This window comes from Frankia sp. CcCS3 (assembly GCF_977927575.1).
In genome coordinates this window covers 1-14540 of record NZ_CDWRCL010000094.1, presented here as the reverse complement: position 1 = coordinate 14540, position 14540 = coordinate 1, and the positions used below count along the sequence as shown (strand labels likewise).

Sequence of the window (14540 nt, the reverse complement as noted above, 5' to 3'; positions counted from 1 at the left end):
AAGAGCCACGTTCGAGCGGATCCAACGGGCCGGGATCACCTACTACGCGGATCCACACCGCAAGCACCCGGGCGAGATCAATCATCATGACGGCGGACGGGGGTTGTACTTCCTGGACCCGGCCGGCCACGGCATGGAGATCATCACCCGCCCCTACGGGGGATTCGAAGCAGATTCCAGAGCGGTCTGAGATCGATAACAGTCCGAAATCGGCGGACAAACCGATAAGCAGCAACCTTTATCTACCATACGGGCTCAATGGAATGTGACGTGCGCCACTGTGGAGTCGAAATGAAATAACTTGCACGTTTCGAACCCTCCACAGGCCTGTGACCTGCGATGATGCTCTCGATCACGTATTTGTTACTTCATTACGTCCCCTGTGACCAGCAGTCGGCGGCGAATAGGCCGATATTTGCCGCGAGGCTCCGCGCCGGGCGGAGTCATGATCCACGTGTGACAATTCGGCAGAGAGTGCAGCGACCGGTCACGGTCCCCCGACCTGGGCGTCCAGCGCGGGCGTCCGGCGAGGATATCCGCGGCATTCGCACCTGGCGAGCGTCCGCGGGAAGGGTGCACTGTGGGTACACAATCCGCGGAGACGACGGGCGCACGAGCTGGTGAGACCCCCGAGCAACAGGCCGGCGCGCAGGATCGGGCCGATAGGGCGCCGGCGCCCGGCCAGTGCACTCTGAGTGAACTACTGGCAGTTCTCGACCTCGGCGGGGATGTTCCGCCGGTGCCGGCCCGATGCCTGCTCAGCACACACGGCGGCGTCCTCGGGGCGCAGCTGCTCGGCCAGCAGATCGTTCTCGCCGAGCGTATGACCCCCAGTAAGATCACGCACAGCCTGCAGACGGTGTTCATGCGCCCCGGCGACTGCCGCCAACCGGTCTGGATCGACGTCGAGCGGTTGGCCCACGGGCGGTCGATCGACTCCCTGGCCCTGACCTTCCGACAAGACTCGTTGCAGATCTGCCGGGCGGACGTGATGCTCCGCTCCCCAGAGCCGGACTTCCTGCGCCTGCGCTCCACCGAGTCCGACTTCCTCGGCCCGGAGCACGCCAGCCCCCTCGACCGTCCGATGATGCCCTGGGAGGTTCGGGTGCTTCCCCGGGCGGGCACCCATCAGCTGGACCAATGGCAGCGCATCCCCGGGGCGCCGGAGGACCGGTCCCTGTGGAGGGCGTTCATCGCGCACAGCTGCGAACTGCTGCCGCTGTCCGACCTGCTGGCCGTCACCGGCCTGACCCCCACCAGGCGCCTGGCAGTCGCCGTCCTCTCGCAGAATGTGACCTTCTACGACGACCTGGACGTCCGGGACTGGCACCTGTTCCGGGTGCGTACCCTGCACGCGGGCCACAGCCGGACGATCGGCCGTGTCGAGGTCTTCGGCCCGGACGGGGAGCTACGCGCGGGCAGTGAGCTCGTCGGGCTGCTGCGCAGATCCACGATCTGATGTCCGCGCGGCTGATGGAGATGGATCAGACCTCCGCGAGTGCCTGGTCCTCGTCGTCCGAGGCCCCGGACGCGGTCTTCTCCGCCGCGCCGAGGGCCGGCTCCGGCTCGGGCCGCCGGACACGGGGCAGCAGCAGCGCGGCCAGGATCCCGGCGGCGAGGACGCAGCCGCCGATGAACAGCCCGAGGGAGTAGCCGGAGGCCAGCGCGTCGAGCCGCGCGGCCCCGTGCCTGAGACGGCCGTCGGTATACCTGGTCGCGATCGTCGACACCGCGGCGAGGCCGATCGCCGCGCCGATCTGGCGGCTGATGTTGATCAAACCAGACGCGAGGCCCGCCAGGCACATCGGCACGCCCGCCGTGGCCGCGGCGACCATGACAGGGCCCACCCCCAACCCGATGATCAGGACCAGGCCGAACACGTGCACCCAGTACGAGCCGTCCCGGGTGATCGTCGACAGCCAGAGCAGACCTGCCGTTCCGCTCATGAGACCGAACACGATGATCGGACGCGGACCGAGCCGCCCGATCATCCGGGTGACGATCCGCGAGGCAACGATGACCATAAGTGGTATCGGGAGCATGGCCACCCCGGTGCGCAGCGGGCTGTAACCCTGAGCCTGCTGGAGGAAGAGGGTGAGGAAAAAGAGGATCGTGAACATCGCGGCGCCGAGGAAGGCGGCGACCGCGTTCGCTGCGGCGAGCCCGGGGTAGCGGAAGATGCTCAGCGGCACCAGCGGGGCGGGGGTCGTGACCTCGACGACCACGAACGCGGCAAGGAGCACTACCGCCCCGGCCAGCATCCCGAGCGTGACCGGGGACGTCCAGGAGGAACTCTCGGTGCGGACGATGCCGTAGACCGACAGCACCAGGCCCCCGGTGACGGTCACCGTGCCGGGAATATCAAGATCACGCAGCCGGCTCAACTGGCCCCGCGACTCGACAAGCACGAGCCGGGCGGCCACGAGGAGCGCCACCCCGATCGGCACATTGACGAACAGCACCCACCGCCAGTTCGCGACCTCGGTCAGCGCACCGCCGACGATCGCGCCGAGCGCCCCGCCGCTGGCCGCGGTGGCGCCCCACGCGCCCAACGCCCGGGTCCGCTCCTGCCCCTCGGCGAAGGAGGTCATCAACAGGGTCAGCGTCGCCGGGGCGAGCACGGCCCCGCCCAGCCCCTGCACGGCCCGGGCGACGATGAGCTGCGCCTCGGTCCGCGCAAAACCACCGCCGAGGCTCGCCAGGGTGAACAGCGCCAGCCCGGCCACGAACACCCGGCGGCGACCGAACAGGTCTGCCGCCCGGCCGCCGAAGAGCAGCAGACCCGCGAACGCGATCGTGTAGGCGTTGACCACCCACTGCAAGCCGCTCGCCGTCATCCCGAGATCGGTCTGCATCGACGGCAGCGCGACGTTCACGATCGAAATGTCCAGAACGACCATGAACTGGGCCAGGCAGCAGACGGCCAGCACGGCCCAGCCCGGAATCCCCCGGCCCGGCGGTGCGCCACCTCCCGGCGAGGCACCCGCCCCGGTACCGGCGGTCCTGCCGACCACGGCACCACCCTCGTCCGAACCGCCCTCATCCGAACCTGTCATCACCCGATACCTCCAACCCCAGCCTTCATACAACTCCAGCCTTCGTACACCGTACGAGCAGTGAGCCAACCCTACGCCGTACGATGTACCAACGCCAAAACGGCAGCCTGTGCGTCCTGCCAGGAGGCGTCCTGCCAGGAGGTGAGTGGCGATGGCGGCGCCGCCGAGTGCGGCCCCGGGGCGATCCCAGGGGAAGCCGATGGGACGGGTGTCCACCCCACCGGGATGCCGGACGCCGCTGAGCGGTGAACGGCTGGCCCTGGCCGCGATGGAGATCGCCGACGCGGAGGGGCTCACGGCGGTGTCGATGCGGCGGATCGCCGCACATCTGGGCGTCGGGACGATGACGCTCTACCACCACGTCCGGGACAAGGACGAACTGACCGGCCTGATGTGGGACGCGTTCCTGGCTGGGCATCTGCTGGACGAGGTTCCCGAGGACTGGCGGGACGGCCTCACCCAGATCGCCCGGCGCGCGAGGCGGTCCTTCCAGGAACGTCCCTGGGCCCTTCGGATCGGCATCCGCCGGGGTTTCGGTCCCAACAAGCTGCGGCACATCGAGCAGTGCATGACCGTCGCCTCGAAGATCACCGATGATCCGCAGGACCAGCTGCGCATCATCCACTCGCTTAATGATCTGGTGGTCGGCTGCACGCTGCGCGAACTCGGCGACCGGGAGGATTTCGACCGCCGACGGCCTCCGGCGGCCGACTCCCAGGATCGCCCCGGTGTCCCGATGGCGGGACCGGTTTTCTCCGTCCAGGTCCTTGACGCCCAGGTCCTCAACCGCGCGCAGACCACCGAGGACGCGCAGACCGCCGAGAAGGAGTACCCACGGCTGCGCGCCCTCGCCGCCCTCGGCTGCGGATACACGGTGCCGCGCTTCGAGCAGGCGCTGAAATGGCTTCTCGACGGAATCGCCGTCGCGTACGCGCCGGAGCCCCCGGCCAACCGATGATCGGTTGGCCGATCATCGGTTGGCCGGGAAATAGCCGACCAATGTTCCGCCGACGATAATCACTGTGCTCGCGCCCGGTGCCCGCCGGCGTCCGGCGGATGCCGAATTCGCTGCGGATACGAAGAAGTGCGAAGAAGGATGCGTAGCGGCCTTCACGGACACGACTGGAGTAGCTACCGTCGGAGCGAATAAACGTCGCTGACCGTCCACGAGCCGCATTCGGGGCATCATCACCATGACCGCTCGGCTACCTCGTCACGTCGCGCCGCTCGCCGTGGGCGAGCCCACCTCACTCGGGCCCTACCAGCTGCTCGGTCGGCTGGACGCCGGCATCACCGGCATCGTCTATCTGAGCCGTGCTGTCGGAGGCGCGCAGGTCGCGATCCGCGCGCTGCACCCGGGCGACGCCCTGCGCGCGGACATGCGGGCCCGGTTCGCGGCGGCGATCAACCGCGCTCGCGTGCTGGCCGGGGCACACACCTGCGGGGTGCTCGACGCCGCGCCCGACGCCGAGCGGCCATACGTGGGCACGGAGTTCGTCGGGGGCCCGACCCTGGCCCGCGAGCTCACCGAACGCGGACCGCTGTCCTCGGACGAGATCGACCGCCTCGCCCGGACCCTGTTGGAGACCATCGATGCGGCGCACCGCACGGTCGGCGCACTCGACGACCTGACAGCAACGGATATCGTGCTCTCCGTTACCGGGCCGCGGCTGGTCGACCTGGGTGTCGCGGCGGCCCTGCGACCACTGCTGCTGTCCCCCGCGGCCGGCTCGGCCGGAGGGACGCCGCACGTCGTCGCCGGGCGCTCCGGCCACCTGCGGCCTCCCCCCAACAGCCCCGGCTACGTGCCCGGCTATGGCTACGGCCCCGCGGCGAGTGGCTGGGAGGGCCCCGCCGCCGACATCGTCGCGTGGGCCGGGATCGTCGATCTGGCCGCGACGGGAAAGCCCAGCGGGTCCGTCGAACCCGCGGCCCGGGCCGGGCGACGCCGCGCCGACCGGTCGGAGCACACGGCTCCCATCGGCCAGGGGGTGCGGCGGGCGCTCGCCCGTGTGCGACAGGCCGACGGGGCCTCTCTGCCCGACACCGCCGAGCTGCTGGCGCTGCTCTCCAGATCGAAGCCGCAGTCGACCCGAGCGGCGTGGGGCCGTGGCCGACAGGCCGCCACGGCTCACGGCGGGCGGGCGGGCGCCGCGACGACAGGCGCGGATCCGCGGCCTGAGCCTACCGATCCTCGACCACTGACCCGGACGGCTCCCCTCGGAAGGGCTCCCCTCAGGACGGCCACGGGCGGGCGGCACAGCACCGGTCGGCGGGCACCGAGCCCCACCCGGAGTGTCCCGGACCCGATGGCCGCCCGGGCGCTGCCACCGCTCCCGACACTGCCGCCACTCCCGATACTGCCACCGCCGGAGCTCCCGCCCCCGGACCGCCGTCCGGCCTCCGCTCGTCCGGAGTCCGGACGAGCGGAGGCCGGACGAGCGGCATCGGTGGGATCCACATCAGCGAGGCGGGCAGCCGAGCCACGGGTAGAACGCCTGCCGGTGGACCCGCTCGTTCGCGCTCGCCGGTCCCGGATGCGCCCGGTCGCCGCATTCGCGGTGGCTGCGGTGGCAGCGGTGGCGGCCGCAGCCACCGCCGCGGGGCTCAACTCCTCGCCCGACGACGTGACCACGGGTGCGCGTGCTCCGTTGCACGAGTCACAGCCGGACGACGGCGGCACCGTGGACACTCCGAGCAGCGGCCGGTCCGGATCCCGCGAGGGCCGCCCGGCCGTGCGGGCACCGGCCGCCCCCCGGCCCGCCGCGTCAGGCAACCCCGCCGTGGACGAACCCGCCGTGGACGAACCCGGCTCAGGTGGGCCCAGCACCCTCGGCGGCGGATCCGTCCTCGGCCCGACCAAAGAGGAACAGCAGAACGACCTGGCGGCGGAGGACTTCGCCCTGAACACCCTGCGCCTCGCGGCGGGTGGCAGGTCCGCGCCGCCGGGGCGTTCCTCTGGCGGCCCGGTGCCGGCGGCCTCCCCGCCGGCGCACCAGGCGCCGCCCGTTCTCGCCGCCGCCCCGCCGGTGCCGACCAAGCCGTCCGCAGCGGCGGAAGGAGTGGCTGCCGGGCCGATCGAGGCCAGGACCCCGGCCACCGGCACCCCGGCCGCCGGTGGCCGGACCACCCGCGCGGCAACAACCGCCAGCGGAGCTTCCGTGACGTCCACGGCGACCAAGCCCCCGACCCGGCCGGCCGCCACCCGGCCACCGGCCACGACGGCTCCGGCTCCGGCTCCGGCCAGGAGGAGTCTCGCCCCGGTGCAGGTGGACGTCGTGACGTTGGCCCCGCGGTAGTCCCCAGCCCCGCGGCGGCCTCTGACGGTTACCGCTGTCGTTCGCCCGAACCGGCGACGGAGGTCACCCCCGCCCGCACGGCACCGTCGGGCCAGATGATCTGGAGGGGTTTGCGTCGCCAGCGCGCGTAGGAGACGACGTCCGCCGTACCCCCGAAGCCACACGCCGGCAGACCGTCCCACACCGCGAGGACCTGGTCGGATGCGTCGACCAGAAGGCGGCTCGCCGACATCAGGCTGGGCAGATCGGGCTTCGCCCGGTCCTGGCTGCGTATCTCGGTGGCGCGGCCGAGCAGCCGATCGTAGTCGCGCCGATGCGCAGCGGGTTGAAAGTCCCGGTAACCGGCCGCGGGTATCATGACGATGAGCCGGCCCCCAAGTTCGAGGACCACGTCGGCGAAGATAGTGTCCGCTCCCTCGGCCAGGCAGCTGATCCCGGTCAACCCGGCCGCGGCGAGAGGCGCTAGCACCCGGCGCATCTCGCCGGCCGTGTATTCGGCCTGTCCGTCGGAAAGCCCCCGGTGGCCCGTCACCCCGATGACGACCATGCCGTTGTCACCCCGTCCGGCGGTGACGACGGAAACAGCGGTAACCATCGCGCGATGCAGCGCCCGATGCGGACCGCGACGGCCAGGGTCGGCGTCGAGAGAACACCGGGCGAATGTACCCAAGGGATCCGGGGCCAGGGTGGTTCGTCACCGGATCGGGCCTGTCACGGGGCTGTGGCGCGGGTCGCCTGACTCCTTCATCCGGCCGCATTCCGACCCGCGGGCGTGCGGGCATGCGGGCGTGCGGGCGCTAGAACCTGAAGTCGAGATGAGGTCAACCGTGCGAATGCGAGGATGCGCGCCTACGGTCAGCGGCTGGCCGACTCGTACCAGGCCGGACGGGTGTTGGTGAGCCAGCCGGGGACCAGTCGGCGCAGGTCGGCGGGCCTTAGTTCCAGGTCGAGCAGGCTCCCAAGGGACACCGAGACGATATCGAGATCATTCAGCCTGCTCCCGAAGTCGGCGCCCCACGATCGGTCAGCGGCGAAGACGACGTCGAGCACCCCCATCCGCTCACCGCGTTCGATCGAGATGTTCTGGATACCGCCCACGAACGTCAGGTAGTCCAGTTCGATCCCGGCCTGCTCGTTCAGCAGCCGGCGCAGCGCCGTCTGCACGGTCTCTCCCGGCTCGACCCAGCCTCCTGGCAAGTGGAACGACTTCTGGCCACGCTCGTTGGCGAGCAGCACCCGATCACCCGTCACGAGCAGCGCGCGCGTTGATCCGCACGGGGCCGGCGACCAGGTCGCCGTAGGACGTGGTGGCGGTGACGGTCGGTTTGGAAGCGGGCGGTGTCACGGGTGCTCCAGGAGTGGCGAGTCGGGCAGGAATGGCGAGTCGGGCCGAGAGGGGCAACCTCTGCATCGTGCCCCGCCGGACCAGATCGTGATGCGCCAACCGGTCATCCAGCCGGCATCGGGTCGGTCGAGGACACGGTCCCGTCAATCCGACCACCTCGCCACCCGACCCGCATGAGCGGATATTTTTATGTAATTTCACCGTAATTTCGGATCATACGTCGCGGCTCTCCCGAAGATGCGGGTACGATCACCCCATGCCGAGATTCCGGATCAGCGAGGCCGCCGCGCTGCTCGGTGTCAGTGACGACACCATCCGCCGGTGGGCGGACAGCGGCCGACTGCCAACCGTCCTAGACGACGCCGGCCGCCGGGCGATCGAAGGCGGCACCCTGGCCGGATTCGCCAAGGATCTGGCGACCGAGCAGACCGCCGCCCAGACGCCGGTCGTCGCCGAATCCGCGCGTAACCGCTTCCCCGGCATTATCACCCGCGTGGTGCGCGACGCGGTGATGGCCCAGGTCGAGATCCAGGCCGGCCCGCATCGCCTGGTCTCGCTCATGAGCCGGGAGGCCGCCGACGAACTCGGGCTGGAAGCCGGCGTCCTCGCGGTCGGCGCGGTGAAGTCGACCAACGTCGTCATCGAGCTACCCGAGCGTCGTTGATCCCGATCAGCGAGAAGGGCCTGCCCGCCGTGTCGGTCCGCGGCGGTTCGCTTCTTCGAAGGGGTCAGCCGGAGCAACGGCCCGTCGGCCCGCACGGCCGGTTCAGCTCGCACGGCCGGTTCAGCCTGCGCGATCGGGCACCCCGGCCGGGTGACCCGCGGACCGGCGGACGTCCGCGCCGCGCGGTTCGCCGGGAAACGCGCCGCCGGATGTCCTGGGCGCTGCTGGTGCCGGCCGGGATCGCTGGCCTGTTCCTGCTCCTGCCGCTCGTCGGCCTGCTCGTCCGCGCCCCCTGGTCCGCCCTGCCCGATCTGCTCACCGAGACCGCGGTCCGGCAGGCCCTCCTCCTATCAGTGGAGACGGCCACCGCCACAACCGCGCTGTCGCTGCTGTTCGGTGTCCCCCTGGCCTGGCTGCTGGCCCGCACCCGTTTTCCCGGCCGGTCCCTGTTGCGCGCCCTGGTCACCCTCCCGCTCGTGCTGCCGCCAGTGGTCGGCGGCGTGGCCCTGCTTCTGGTGCTGGGTCGGCGCGGCGTCGTCGGCCAGTACCTCGATGGCTGGTTCGGCATCACCATCCCGTTCACCAGCGTCGGCGTGGTGATCGCGCAGATCTTCGTGGCCATGCCGTTCCTCGTCGTGTCCGTCGAGGGCGCGCTGAACAGCGCCGATCGGCGGTTCGAGGACGCCGCCGCCACCCTCGGTGCCGGGCCGTGGATGACGTTTCGCCGAGTCACCATGCCGATGACGGCGCCGACGGTGGCCGCCGGCGCGGCGCTGTGCTGGGCTCGCGCCCTCGGCGAGTTCGGGGCCACGATCACGTTCGCCGGCAACTTCCCCGGGACCACCCGGACCACGCCGCTCGCGGTCTACCTGGCGCTGGAGACGGACTCGGACACAGCCATCGCGCTGTCACTCGTACTGCTCGCGGTCTGCGTCGGAGTTCTGGTGGCACTGCGGGGCCGCTGGTTCCCCGGCGCCCGGCGGATTTTACGCAACCGGGGAACGCGTGACGCCGCCCCGAAGGCGCTCGAGCGGGGCATCCCGTGAACGCGGGGCATCCCGTGAACACCGTCCCCGGAGATTCGGCGGGGGCGGCGCCCCCCGCCCCCGCCCCCGGCCTGGATCCGGCGTCAGCCGGGCTCAGCGCGCTGATGACAGTGCGACAGGGCCAGTTCGTGCTCGACGTCAAGGTCAGCGTGGCACGGGGGGAGACGGTCGCCGTCCTCGGCCGCAGCGGGGCGGGCAAGAGCACGCTGCTGCGGGCCCTGGCCGGCCTCCTCCCGCTCGACGAGGGCCGGATCACCCTCGGCGGCGAGGTTCTCGACGACCCGGCCGAGCACCGTTTCGTCCCGTCCGAACAGCGGCCGGTCGGCATGGTCTTCCAGGACTACCTGCTGTTCCCACACCTGCGGGCCCGCGACAACATCGCCTTCGGCCTGCGGGCCCGCCTCGGCCAGGGCCGGCGGCACGCCCGGGCGTCCGCGGACACCTGGCTGGAACGGTTCGGGATCGGCCATCTCGGCGACCGGCGACCGGATGCCCTGTCCGGCGGCCAGGGGCAACGGGTGGCGCTCGCGCGGGCGCTGGCGCCGGGGCCCGGACTGCTGCTGCTCGACGAACCGCTCGCCGCGCTCGACACCGCGACCCGCCGCGAGGTCAGGTCCTTCCTGCACAATGTGCTACCGACACTGGCGGCTCCGGTGCTCATCGTCACGCACGATCCCACGGACGCCGAGGTTCTCGCCGACCGCACCCTCGCCCTCGATGCGGGGCGGGTCGTCGACCAGGACTGATCCGGGCTGCTCAGCCGGCCCCGCTGCGTGCCTCCTCGCCGCGGTGACGGATCTCGGCATCCGGACCCGGGTAGACGAAGCTGACGTGCCCCGTGTCGGACCAGCGGACCGCAAACGGCGGATCCCCCGCCGCCGAGCGCACCTCGAAGACCTCGCCGAGTCGGTCCGGCTGCCGGGTGGTGTGACGGTGGACCACCAGAGTGTCGCCCGGGTGGGCACGCATCGCCCGGCGTCGCGCGGAAGTCAGGTCAGTACCCGGTCAGGCGCGACCGGGATGGCCGGCCAACGCCAGGTGATCGACGAACCAGTCACGCGCAAGCGCGGCCGCCTGCTCCAGGGCACCCGGCTCGGCGAACAGGTGCGTGGCGCCCGGGACGATCGCCAGCCGGTTCTCGCAGCCCAGCAGTCGGGCCTGGGCCTGCCGGTTCAGCTCGAGGACCAGATCGTCCCGCGCACCGACGATGAGCAACGTCGGGACGCGTACCGCGGTCAGCTGCGCCGCGGCCAAGTCCGGTCGGCCGCCCCGCGACACGACGGCCGCGACGGGGAACCCCCCTTCCGCGGCGGCCCGCAGCGCCGCGGCGGCACCGGTGCTGGCGCCGAAGTAACCAATGGGGAGGGCAGCCGTCGCCGGTTGGCCGCGCAGCCAACCGGTCACGTCGATCAGCCGCCGGGCAAGCAGCCCGATGTCGAACACGTTCGCCCGGTCACGCTCCTCGTCCGGGGTGAGCAGGTCGAACAGCAGGGTCGCGAGCCCCGCGGCATTGAGGTCGCGGGCCACGAACTGGTTACGTGGGCTGTGCCGGCTGCTGCCGCTGCCGTGAGCGAAGACGACCACTCCCCGGGACTGGTCGGGCACGGTGAGCCGACCGGCGAGCCGAACTCGACCGACGGGGATGTCGACCTCGACATCGCCGCCGGACGGGTCGGCTACCGCGCCGCCGACCGGCATCGTCAGCGCGGCCCGGCGCAGCAGGTCGACGACCTCCTCGTCCGGTGTCTGGGAGAAGTCCGCGTAGAACTCGCCGATACCGAAGAAGGCGTCGGGCGTCTGGACGCAGACCACCTCGTCTGCCTGCCGGCGCAGCCAGCCGATCCGGTCACGGGGGGCAACGGGGGTCGCCAGCACCACGTGGGTGGCTCCCTGGGCCCGCACGACCTGGCACGCGGCAGAGGCCGTCGAGCCGGTCGCGATCCCGTCGTCCACCACGACCACCGTCCGCCCGGCGAGCGGGATCCTCGGCCGGCCGTTCCGGAACCGCCGGGCCCGACGATCAAGCTCCACCAACTCGCGCGCCTGAACCGCGGCGAACTCGTCCAGCCCCACGTTAGCCAGCCGCCGGGCCTCCTCGTTGACGACCCGCACCCCACCCTCGGCGATGGCACCCATCGCGAGCTCAGGCTGGAAGGGGACACCGAGCTTGCGGACGAGGATGACATCCAGCGGGGCCTCCAGCGCCCGCGCCACCTCGAACGCGACAGGAATGCCCCCGCGGGGCAGCCCGACGACAACGACGTCACGGCCGCGTAGATGCGCCAGCCGCTGCCCGAGCTGCCGGCCGGCCTCCTCCCGACTATCGAAGATCACGACAACCTCCTCGTGCCGGCCGGGCGGGCTCCTCGTGCTCGCCGTCCGGACCGGACATCGTCCTGTGGTCGTCGTTCCCCGATTAGTCGCCAGGATACCGACCCACACCGTCCCGGGGCACCTGCCCCGATCCGAGCGATACACGGTCCGCGGCGTGCGGTGCAAAGATCGTCGAGACGCTCCGGACAGTCGGAATCACCGTGTCCGCATGGTCCTGAACCGATCTCCGGCGGCCACTTGCGCTCCGACGCCCGGCCGGGATGCCGTGCATAATAAAGGTGTGACGCTCCGTTGGCAGCCCGGCTCCGCCCCTCACTGGGCGTGGCGAGAGGTCTGTTGTCCAGGGCGCTGTCGGTGTTGTCCCAGCCCTCGCGTCCACTGAGGCTCGCCGCACGCGCGACGAGCGCACCGGTCCTGTAACTCAGGGACCGTTCTGGGCGCGAGGGGCCTCGGGGCTCGGTGCCAGACCTGAACGAGTGATCTTTTTGCTCCCGGGGTGAAGCAGCTGTCGATCATCCGTATTCCCGGACTCCCGTCCTGCCCCTGGCCGGGTCGTTCGCCGGAGTGCTCCGTGCGCGCTCCCGGATGACCGGCTGAGCTGTGCGCTCCGCCGGATGAGCTAGGTCGCGCCGTCTCCGTCTTCTCCCGTCGCGTGCCAGCCCGCTACCCGCCCCGGTCACCTGTGGCCGTGCCGCCAGGGTCAGCCGGGCTGGTCCGGGCCTTGGCGGCTGGTCCGGTCCCGACCGGCCGATCCCCCGCTGGGACTTCCCAGACCCGCGCAACTACTACGCAATCATCACGCAATCACTGTGTAGCTATCGAGAACTATCAGGAAGGCAGCGTTCGCTGTGACCTTCGAGTCGTGGATGGCCCGGTTGCGGAGCGAGGGATACCTCGTCTGCCCGGGGAGCTCCCCGGTACCCGTCGAGGTACGAGGTGTTCGTCCCGACGGGGTCGGTCTGCTGTTCCGTTGCCGGGGAACGGCGATCCGGCTCGCCCTGTACCGGCCCGGACGGGCGGTATGGCAGATAGCCGTCCGGGACAAGGCGTGGTGCCCGGAGGAGTCCCTGCAACTGTGGACGCACCACCCGCTCGACACGGCGGATGTTCCGACCGACGCTCGGCTGGCCTTCCCTCGGGGCACCGAGCCGGACCAGGAGCTTGTCATCGACGGCACTCGCGTGTGGGGATGGTGCGGCCATGAGGCGGGGCTGCTCCGGCCAGCCGCCGCAGCCCCCTGTTCGACCGGTTGATGGCCACCGTCACGCGGTCCGGCCTCGCCCTGTCAGAGCGCATCCAGCCAGATCTCGCCCGGGAGGTCGCCGTGCCGGCCGCCCGGTCGAGGGCTCGGGGCAAGGAGGGCATCAGCATCAGCTGACGGCCGGCCGGAGGCGGCGATCCACCCGAACCGGGGTGGTCGTCACATGGGCTACGCGTTCCTGTAAGCTTCAGATGCTTCCAGGGGGTGTAGCTCAGCCTGGTAGAGCGCCTCCCTCGCACGGAGGAGGCCAGGGGTTCGAGTCCCCTCACCTCCACCCGAGTACTGATGTTCGAACCCCCGCCAGTGAGCTGGCGGGGGTTCGCTGTCTCACCGGGCAGCGGGCCATATGGCCGCTCGATTGCGTGCCAGCGGGTGTGATCAGTGATCTCAACGGAACGGCCTTCATCGGGCGGCATGCTGTCGGGTAGGACCTCCGCATCCTCGGGTTCGGAATCTTGACCGATGGTCTTGTCCTGCTGGTTCGGGGCCAGCAGGTGAGCGAACGGTTCAGTCAGGTCGGCGCCGTGAACTTGGTTGCGTACCACCCAGAAGCGGGCGAATACGGCCTGGTTCAGCGCCCGCCGCACCTCCGGCGGCGCGGCAAGGTACAGCTCATGCGCGTTGGCGCACAGCAACAGAACCTCCTCCACGACCGCCAGCACGGTGCTGGCCTCGGTCGAGCAGCGTTCTATGATCGCTCGGGCGCCGGCCAGTTCCCGCTGGATACGTTCCTGTTCGGTCTTGAGTAGATCCACGGGGATGGCGTCGGCGTAGTGCGCCTGGAGCAGCTTGAGCTGTTCACGTTCAAGATCGGCAATGCGCTTCTCCTGCTGCGCGAGCTCGCGGTGGCTGTCGGCTTGGTGTCGCTCCAGCTCGGTCATGACCTGGTTCCGGATAGCTGTGATTTTGGTCTCGGACAGCTGGATTCGCCGCCACCAGTCGGCGACCGAGGTCTCAAGGTCATCGATCAGGACGGCGGGCTGGTCGCAGGGCTGCCGCCGCTTGGCGCGGCCGATGCAGAAGAAGTACGGGTAGACCGTGCCCCACCGGTTAGTGGCGTTGGTGATCCCGAACCGGCTTCGGCAGGTACCGCAGTACACCGAGCCCTTGAGGTAGTGCGGATGGTGTTGTGGCTTTTCCCGGGCGGCGTTACGCGCCTTCCTGATGGCCTGCACTTGATCAAAGACGGCGGACGTGATGAGCGCCGGGTGTCGCCCCGGGTACCAGACGCCCTCGAACTTGACCTCGCCGAGGTAGTAGCGGTTGGCGAGCATCTTGTCGACGTGCTGGACGCTGACCGGGCGGGTGGGGCGCTTGGGCGTGGCCGGAATGCGCAAACCCCGGTACTCAAGGGCGGTCGCCAGCTGGGCCATGGTGTACTCGCCGCTGGCGTAGGCCTCGAACATCCAGACGATGTGTGGTGCGCGGTCCTGGTCGACCGCGATGGTTCGGACCTCCCGGCCGTCTACCGTCACGCGGACGTTTCGGTAGCCCAAGGGCGCCAGTCCGAGCGTGCCGCCGGCCTTGGCCTTCTG

Annotated in this window: 13 protein-coding genes, 1 tRNA gene and 1 pseudogene; 9 read left to right on the top strand and 6 right to left on the bottom strand. The window is 70.6% G+C overall.

All coding sequences use genetic code 11. The annotated features are described in order from the left end of the window. Together AC08OQ_RS10500 and AC08OQ_RS10495 are read left to right on the top strand one after the other, a co-directional pair. Positions 1 to 190 (top strand): VOC family protein (locus tag AC08OQ_RS10500; RefSeq protein ID WP_476612013.1); only part of this gene is annotated, 190 nt, incomplete at its 5' end. A 390-nt stretch (positions 191 to 580) separates the two neighbouring features. Beyond that, positions 581 to 1459, top strand: a complete 879-nt coding sequence (locus tag AC08OQ_RS10495) for an acyl-CoA thioesterase (RefSeq protein WP_476600446.1) — start codon at positions 581 to 583, stop codon at positions 1457 to 1459. A gap of 25 nt (positions 1460 to 1484) precedes the next feature. On the opposite strand, the gene AC08OQ_RS10490 is transcribed toward AC08OQ_RS10495, so the two are convergent. After that, positions 1485 to 3056: an MFS transporter gene (locus AC08OQ_RS10490; RefSeq protein WP_476600444.1), complete on the bottom strand. Its 1572-nt coding sequence runs from the start codon at positions 3054 to 3056 to the stop codon at positions 1485 to 1487. A gap of 199 nt (positions 3057 to 3255) precedes the next feature. Between AC08OQ_RS10490 and AC08OQ_RS10485 the strand changes: the two genes are divergently transcribed. Both AC08OQ_RS10485 and AC08OQ_RS10480 read left to right on the top strand, forming a co-directional pair. Next, complete coding sequence (locus AC08OQ_RS10485) at positions 3256 to 4014, top strand: TetR/AcrR family transcriptional regulator (protein WP_476600442.1); 759 nt, start codon at positions 3256 to 3258, stop codon at positions 4012 to 4014. Between the two features lie 235 nt (positions 4015 to 4249). Continuing rightward, positions 4250 to 6355 (top strand): hypothetical protein, encoded by a 2106-nt coding sequence (locus tag AC08OQ_RS10480; protein ID WP_476600440.1) that lies wholly within the window; start codon positions 4250 to 4252, stop codon positions 6353 to 6355. 28 nt (positions 6356 to 6383) lie between these two features. On the opposite strand, the gene AC08OQ_RS10475 is transcribed toward AC08OQ_RS10480, so the two are convergent. Both AC08OQ_RS10475 and AC08OQ_RS10470 read right to left on the bottom strand, forming a co-directional pair. Next, entirely contained in the window at positions 6384 to 6950 is a 567-nt protein-coding gene (locus AC08OQ_RS10475; protein WP_462202719.1) for a hypothetical protein, read from the bottom strand. Positions 6951 to 7210: 260 nt separating this feature from the next. Beyond that, positions 7211 to 7606 carry an NUDIX hydrolase gene (locus AC08OQ_RS10470; protein ID WP_462187802.1) on the bottom strand — a complete coding sequence of 132 codons (396 nt, stop codon included), beginning with the start codon at positions 7604 to 7606 and terminating at the stop codon, positions 7211 to 7213. 350 nt (positions 7607 to 7956) lie between these two features. On the opposite strand from AC08OQ_RS10470, the gene AC08OQ_RS10465 reads away from it, so the two are divergent. The 3 genes from AC08OQ_RS10465 (at position 7957) to AC08OQ_RS10455 (ending at position 10156) form a co-directional block, all read left to right on the top strand. Next, entirely contained in the window at positions 7957 to 8364 is a 408-nt protein-coding gene (locus AC08OQ_RS10465) for a TOBE domain-containing protein (protein ID WP_462187801.1), read from the top strand. A 209-nt stretch (positions 8365 to 8573) separates the two neighbouring features. Further along, a complete protein-coding gene (locus AC08OQ_RS10460) occupies positions 8574 to 9410 on the top strand; it encodes an ABC transporter permease (RefSeq protein WP_476600437.1) in 837 nt (278 codons plus the stop codon). Positions 9411 to 9424: 14 nt separating this feature from the next. Then, on the top strand, positions 9425 to 10156 hold the full coding sequence (locus tag AC08OQ_RS10455; protein WP_462187798.1) for an ABC transporter ATP-binding protein: 732 nt from the start codon (positions 9425 to 9427) through the stop codon (positions 10154 to 10156). Between the two features lie 10 nt (positions 10157 to 10166). Here AC08OQ_RS10455 and AC08OQ_RS10450 read toward each other — a convergent pair whose 3' ends face one another. Together AC08OQ_RS10450 and AC08OQ_RS10445 are read right to left on the bottom strand one after the other, a co-directional pair. Next, positions 10167 to 10379 carry a DUF1918 domain-containing protein gene (locus AC08OQ_RS10450; protein WP_462187797.1) on the bottom strand — a complete coding sequence of 71 codons (213 nt, stop codon included), beginning with the start codon at positions 10377 to 10379 and terminating at the stop codon, positions 10167 to 10169. A gap of 36 nt (positions 10380 to 10415) precedes the next feature. Further along, on the bottom strand, positions 10416 to 11744 hold the full coding sequence (locus AC08OQ_RS10445; protein WP_476600434.1) for a phosphoribosyltransferase family protein: 1329 nt from the start codon (positions 11742 to 11744) through the stop codon (positions 10416 to 10418). An 848-nt stretch (positions 11745 to 12592) separates the two neighbouring features. On the opposite strand from AC08OQ_RS10445, the gene AC08OQ_RS10440 reads away from it, so the two are divergent. Both AC08OQ_RS10440 and AC08OQ_RS10435 read left to right on the top strand, forming a co-directional pair. Further along, positions 12593 to 12997, top strand: coding sequence for a hypothetical protein (locus AC08OQ_RS10440; protein ID WP_476605098.1), 405 nt, complete (start codon positions 12593 to 12595; stop codon positions 12995 to 12997). A 208-nt stretch (positions 12998 to 13205) separates the two neighbouring features. Then, positions 13206 to 13279: transfer RNA gene (locus tag AC08OQ_RS10435), tRNA-Ala, on the top strand. A gap of 673 nt (positions 13280 to 13952) precedes the next feature. Here AC08OQ_RS10435 and AC08OQ_RS10430 read toward each other — a convergent pair. Further along, positions 13953 to 14480 (bottom strand): annotated as a pseudogene (locus AC08OQ_RS10430) (recombinase family protein); the annotation flags it as partial. Positions 14481 to 14540: the final 60 nt, after the last annotated feature.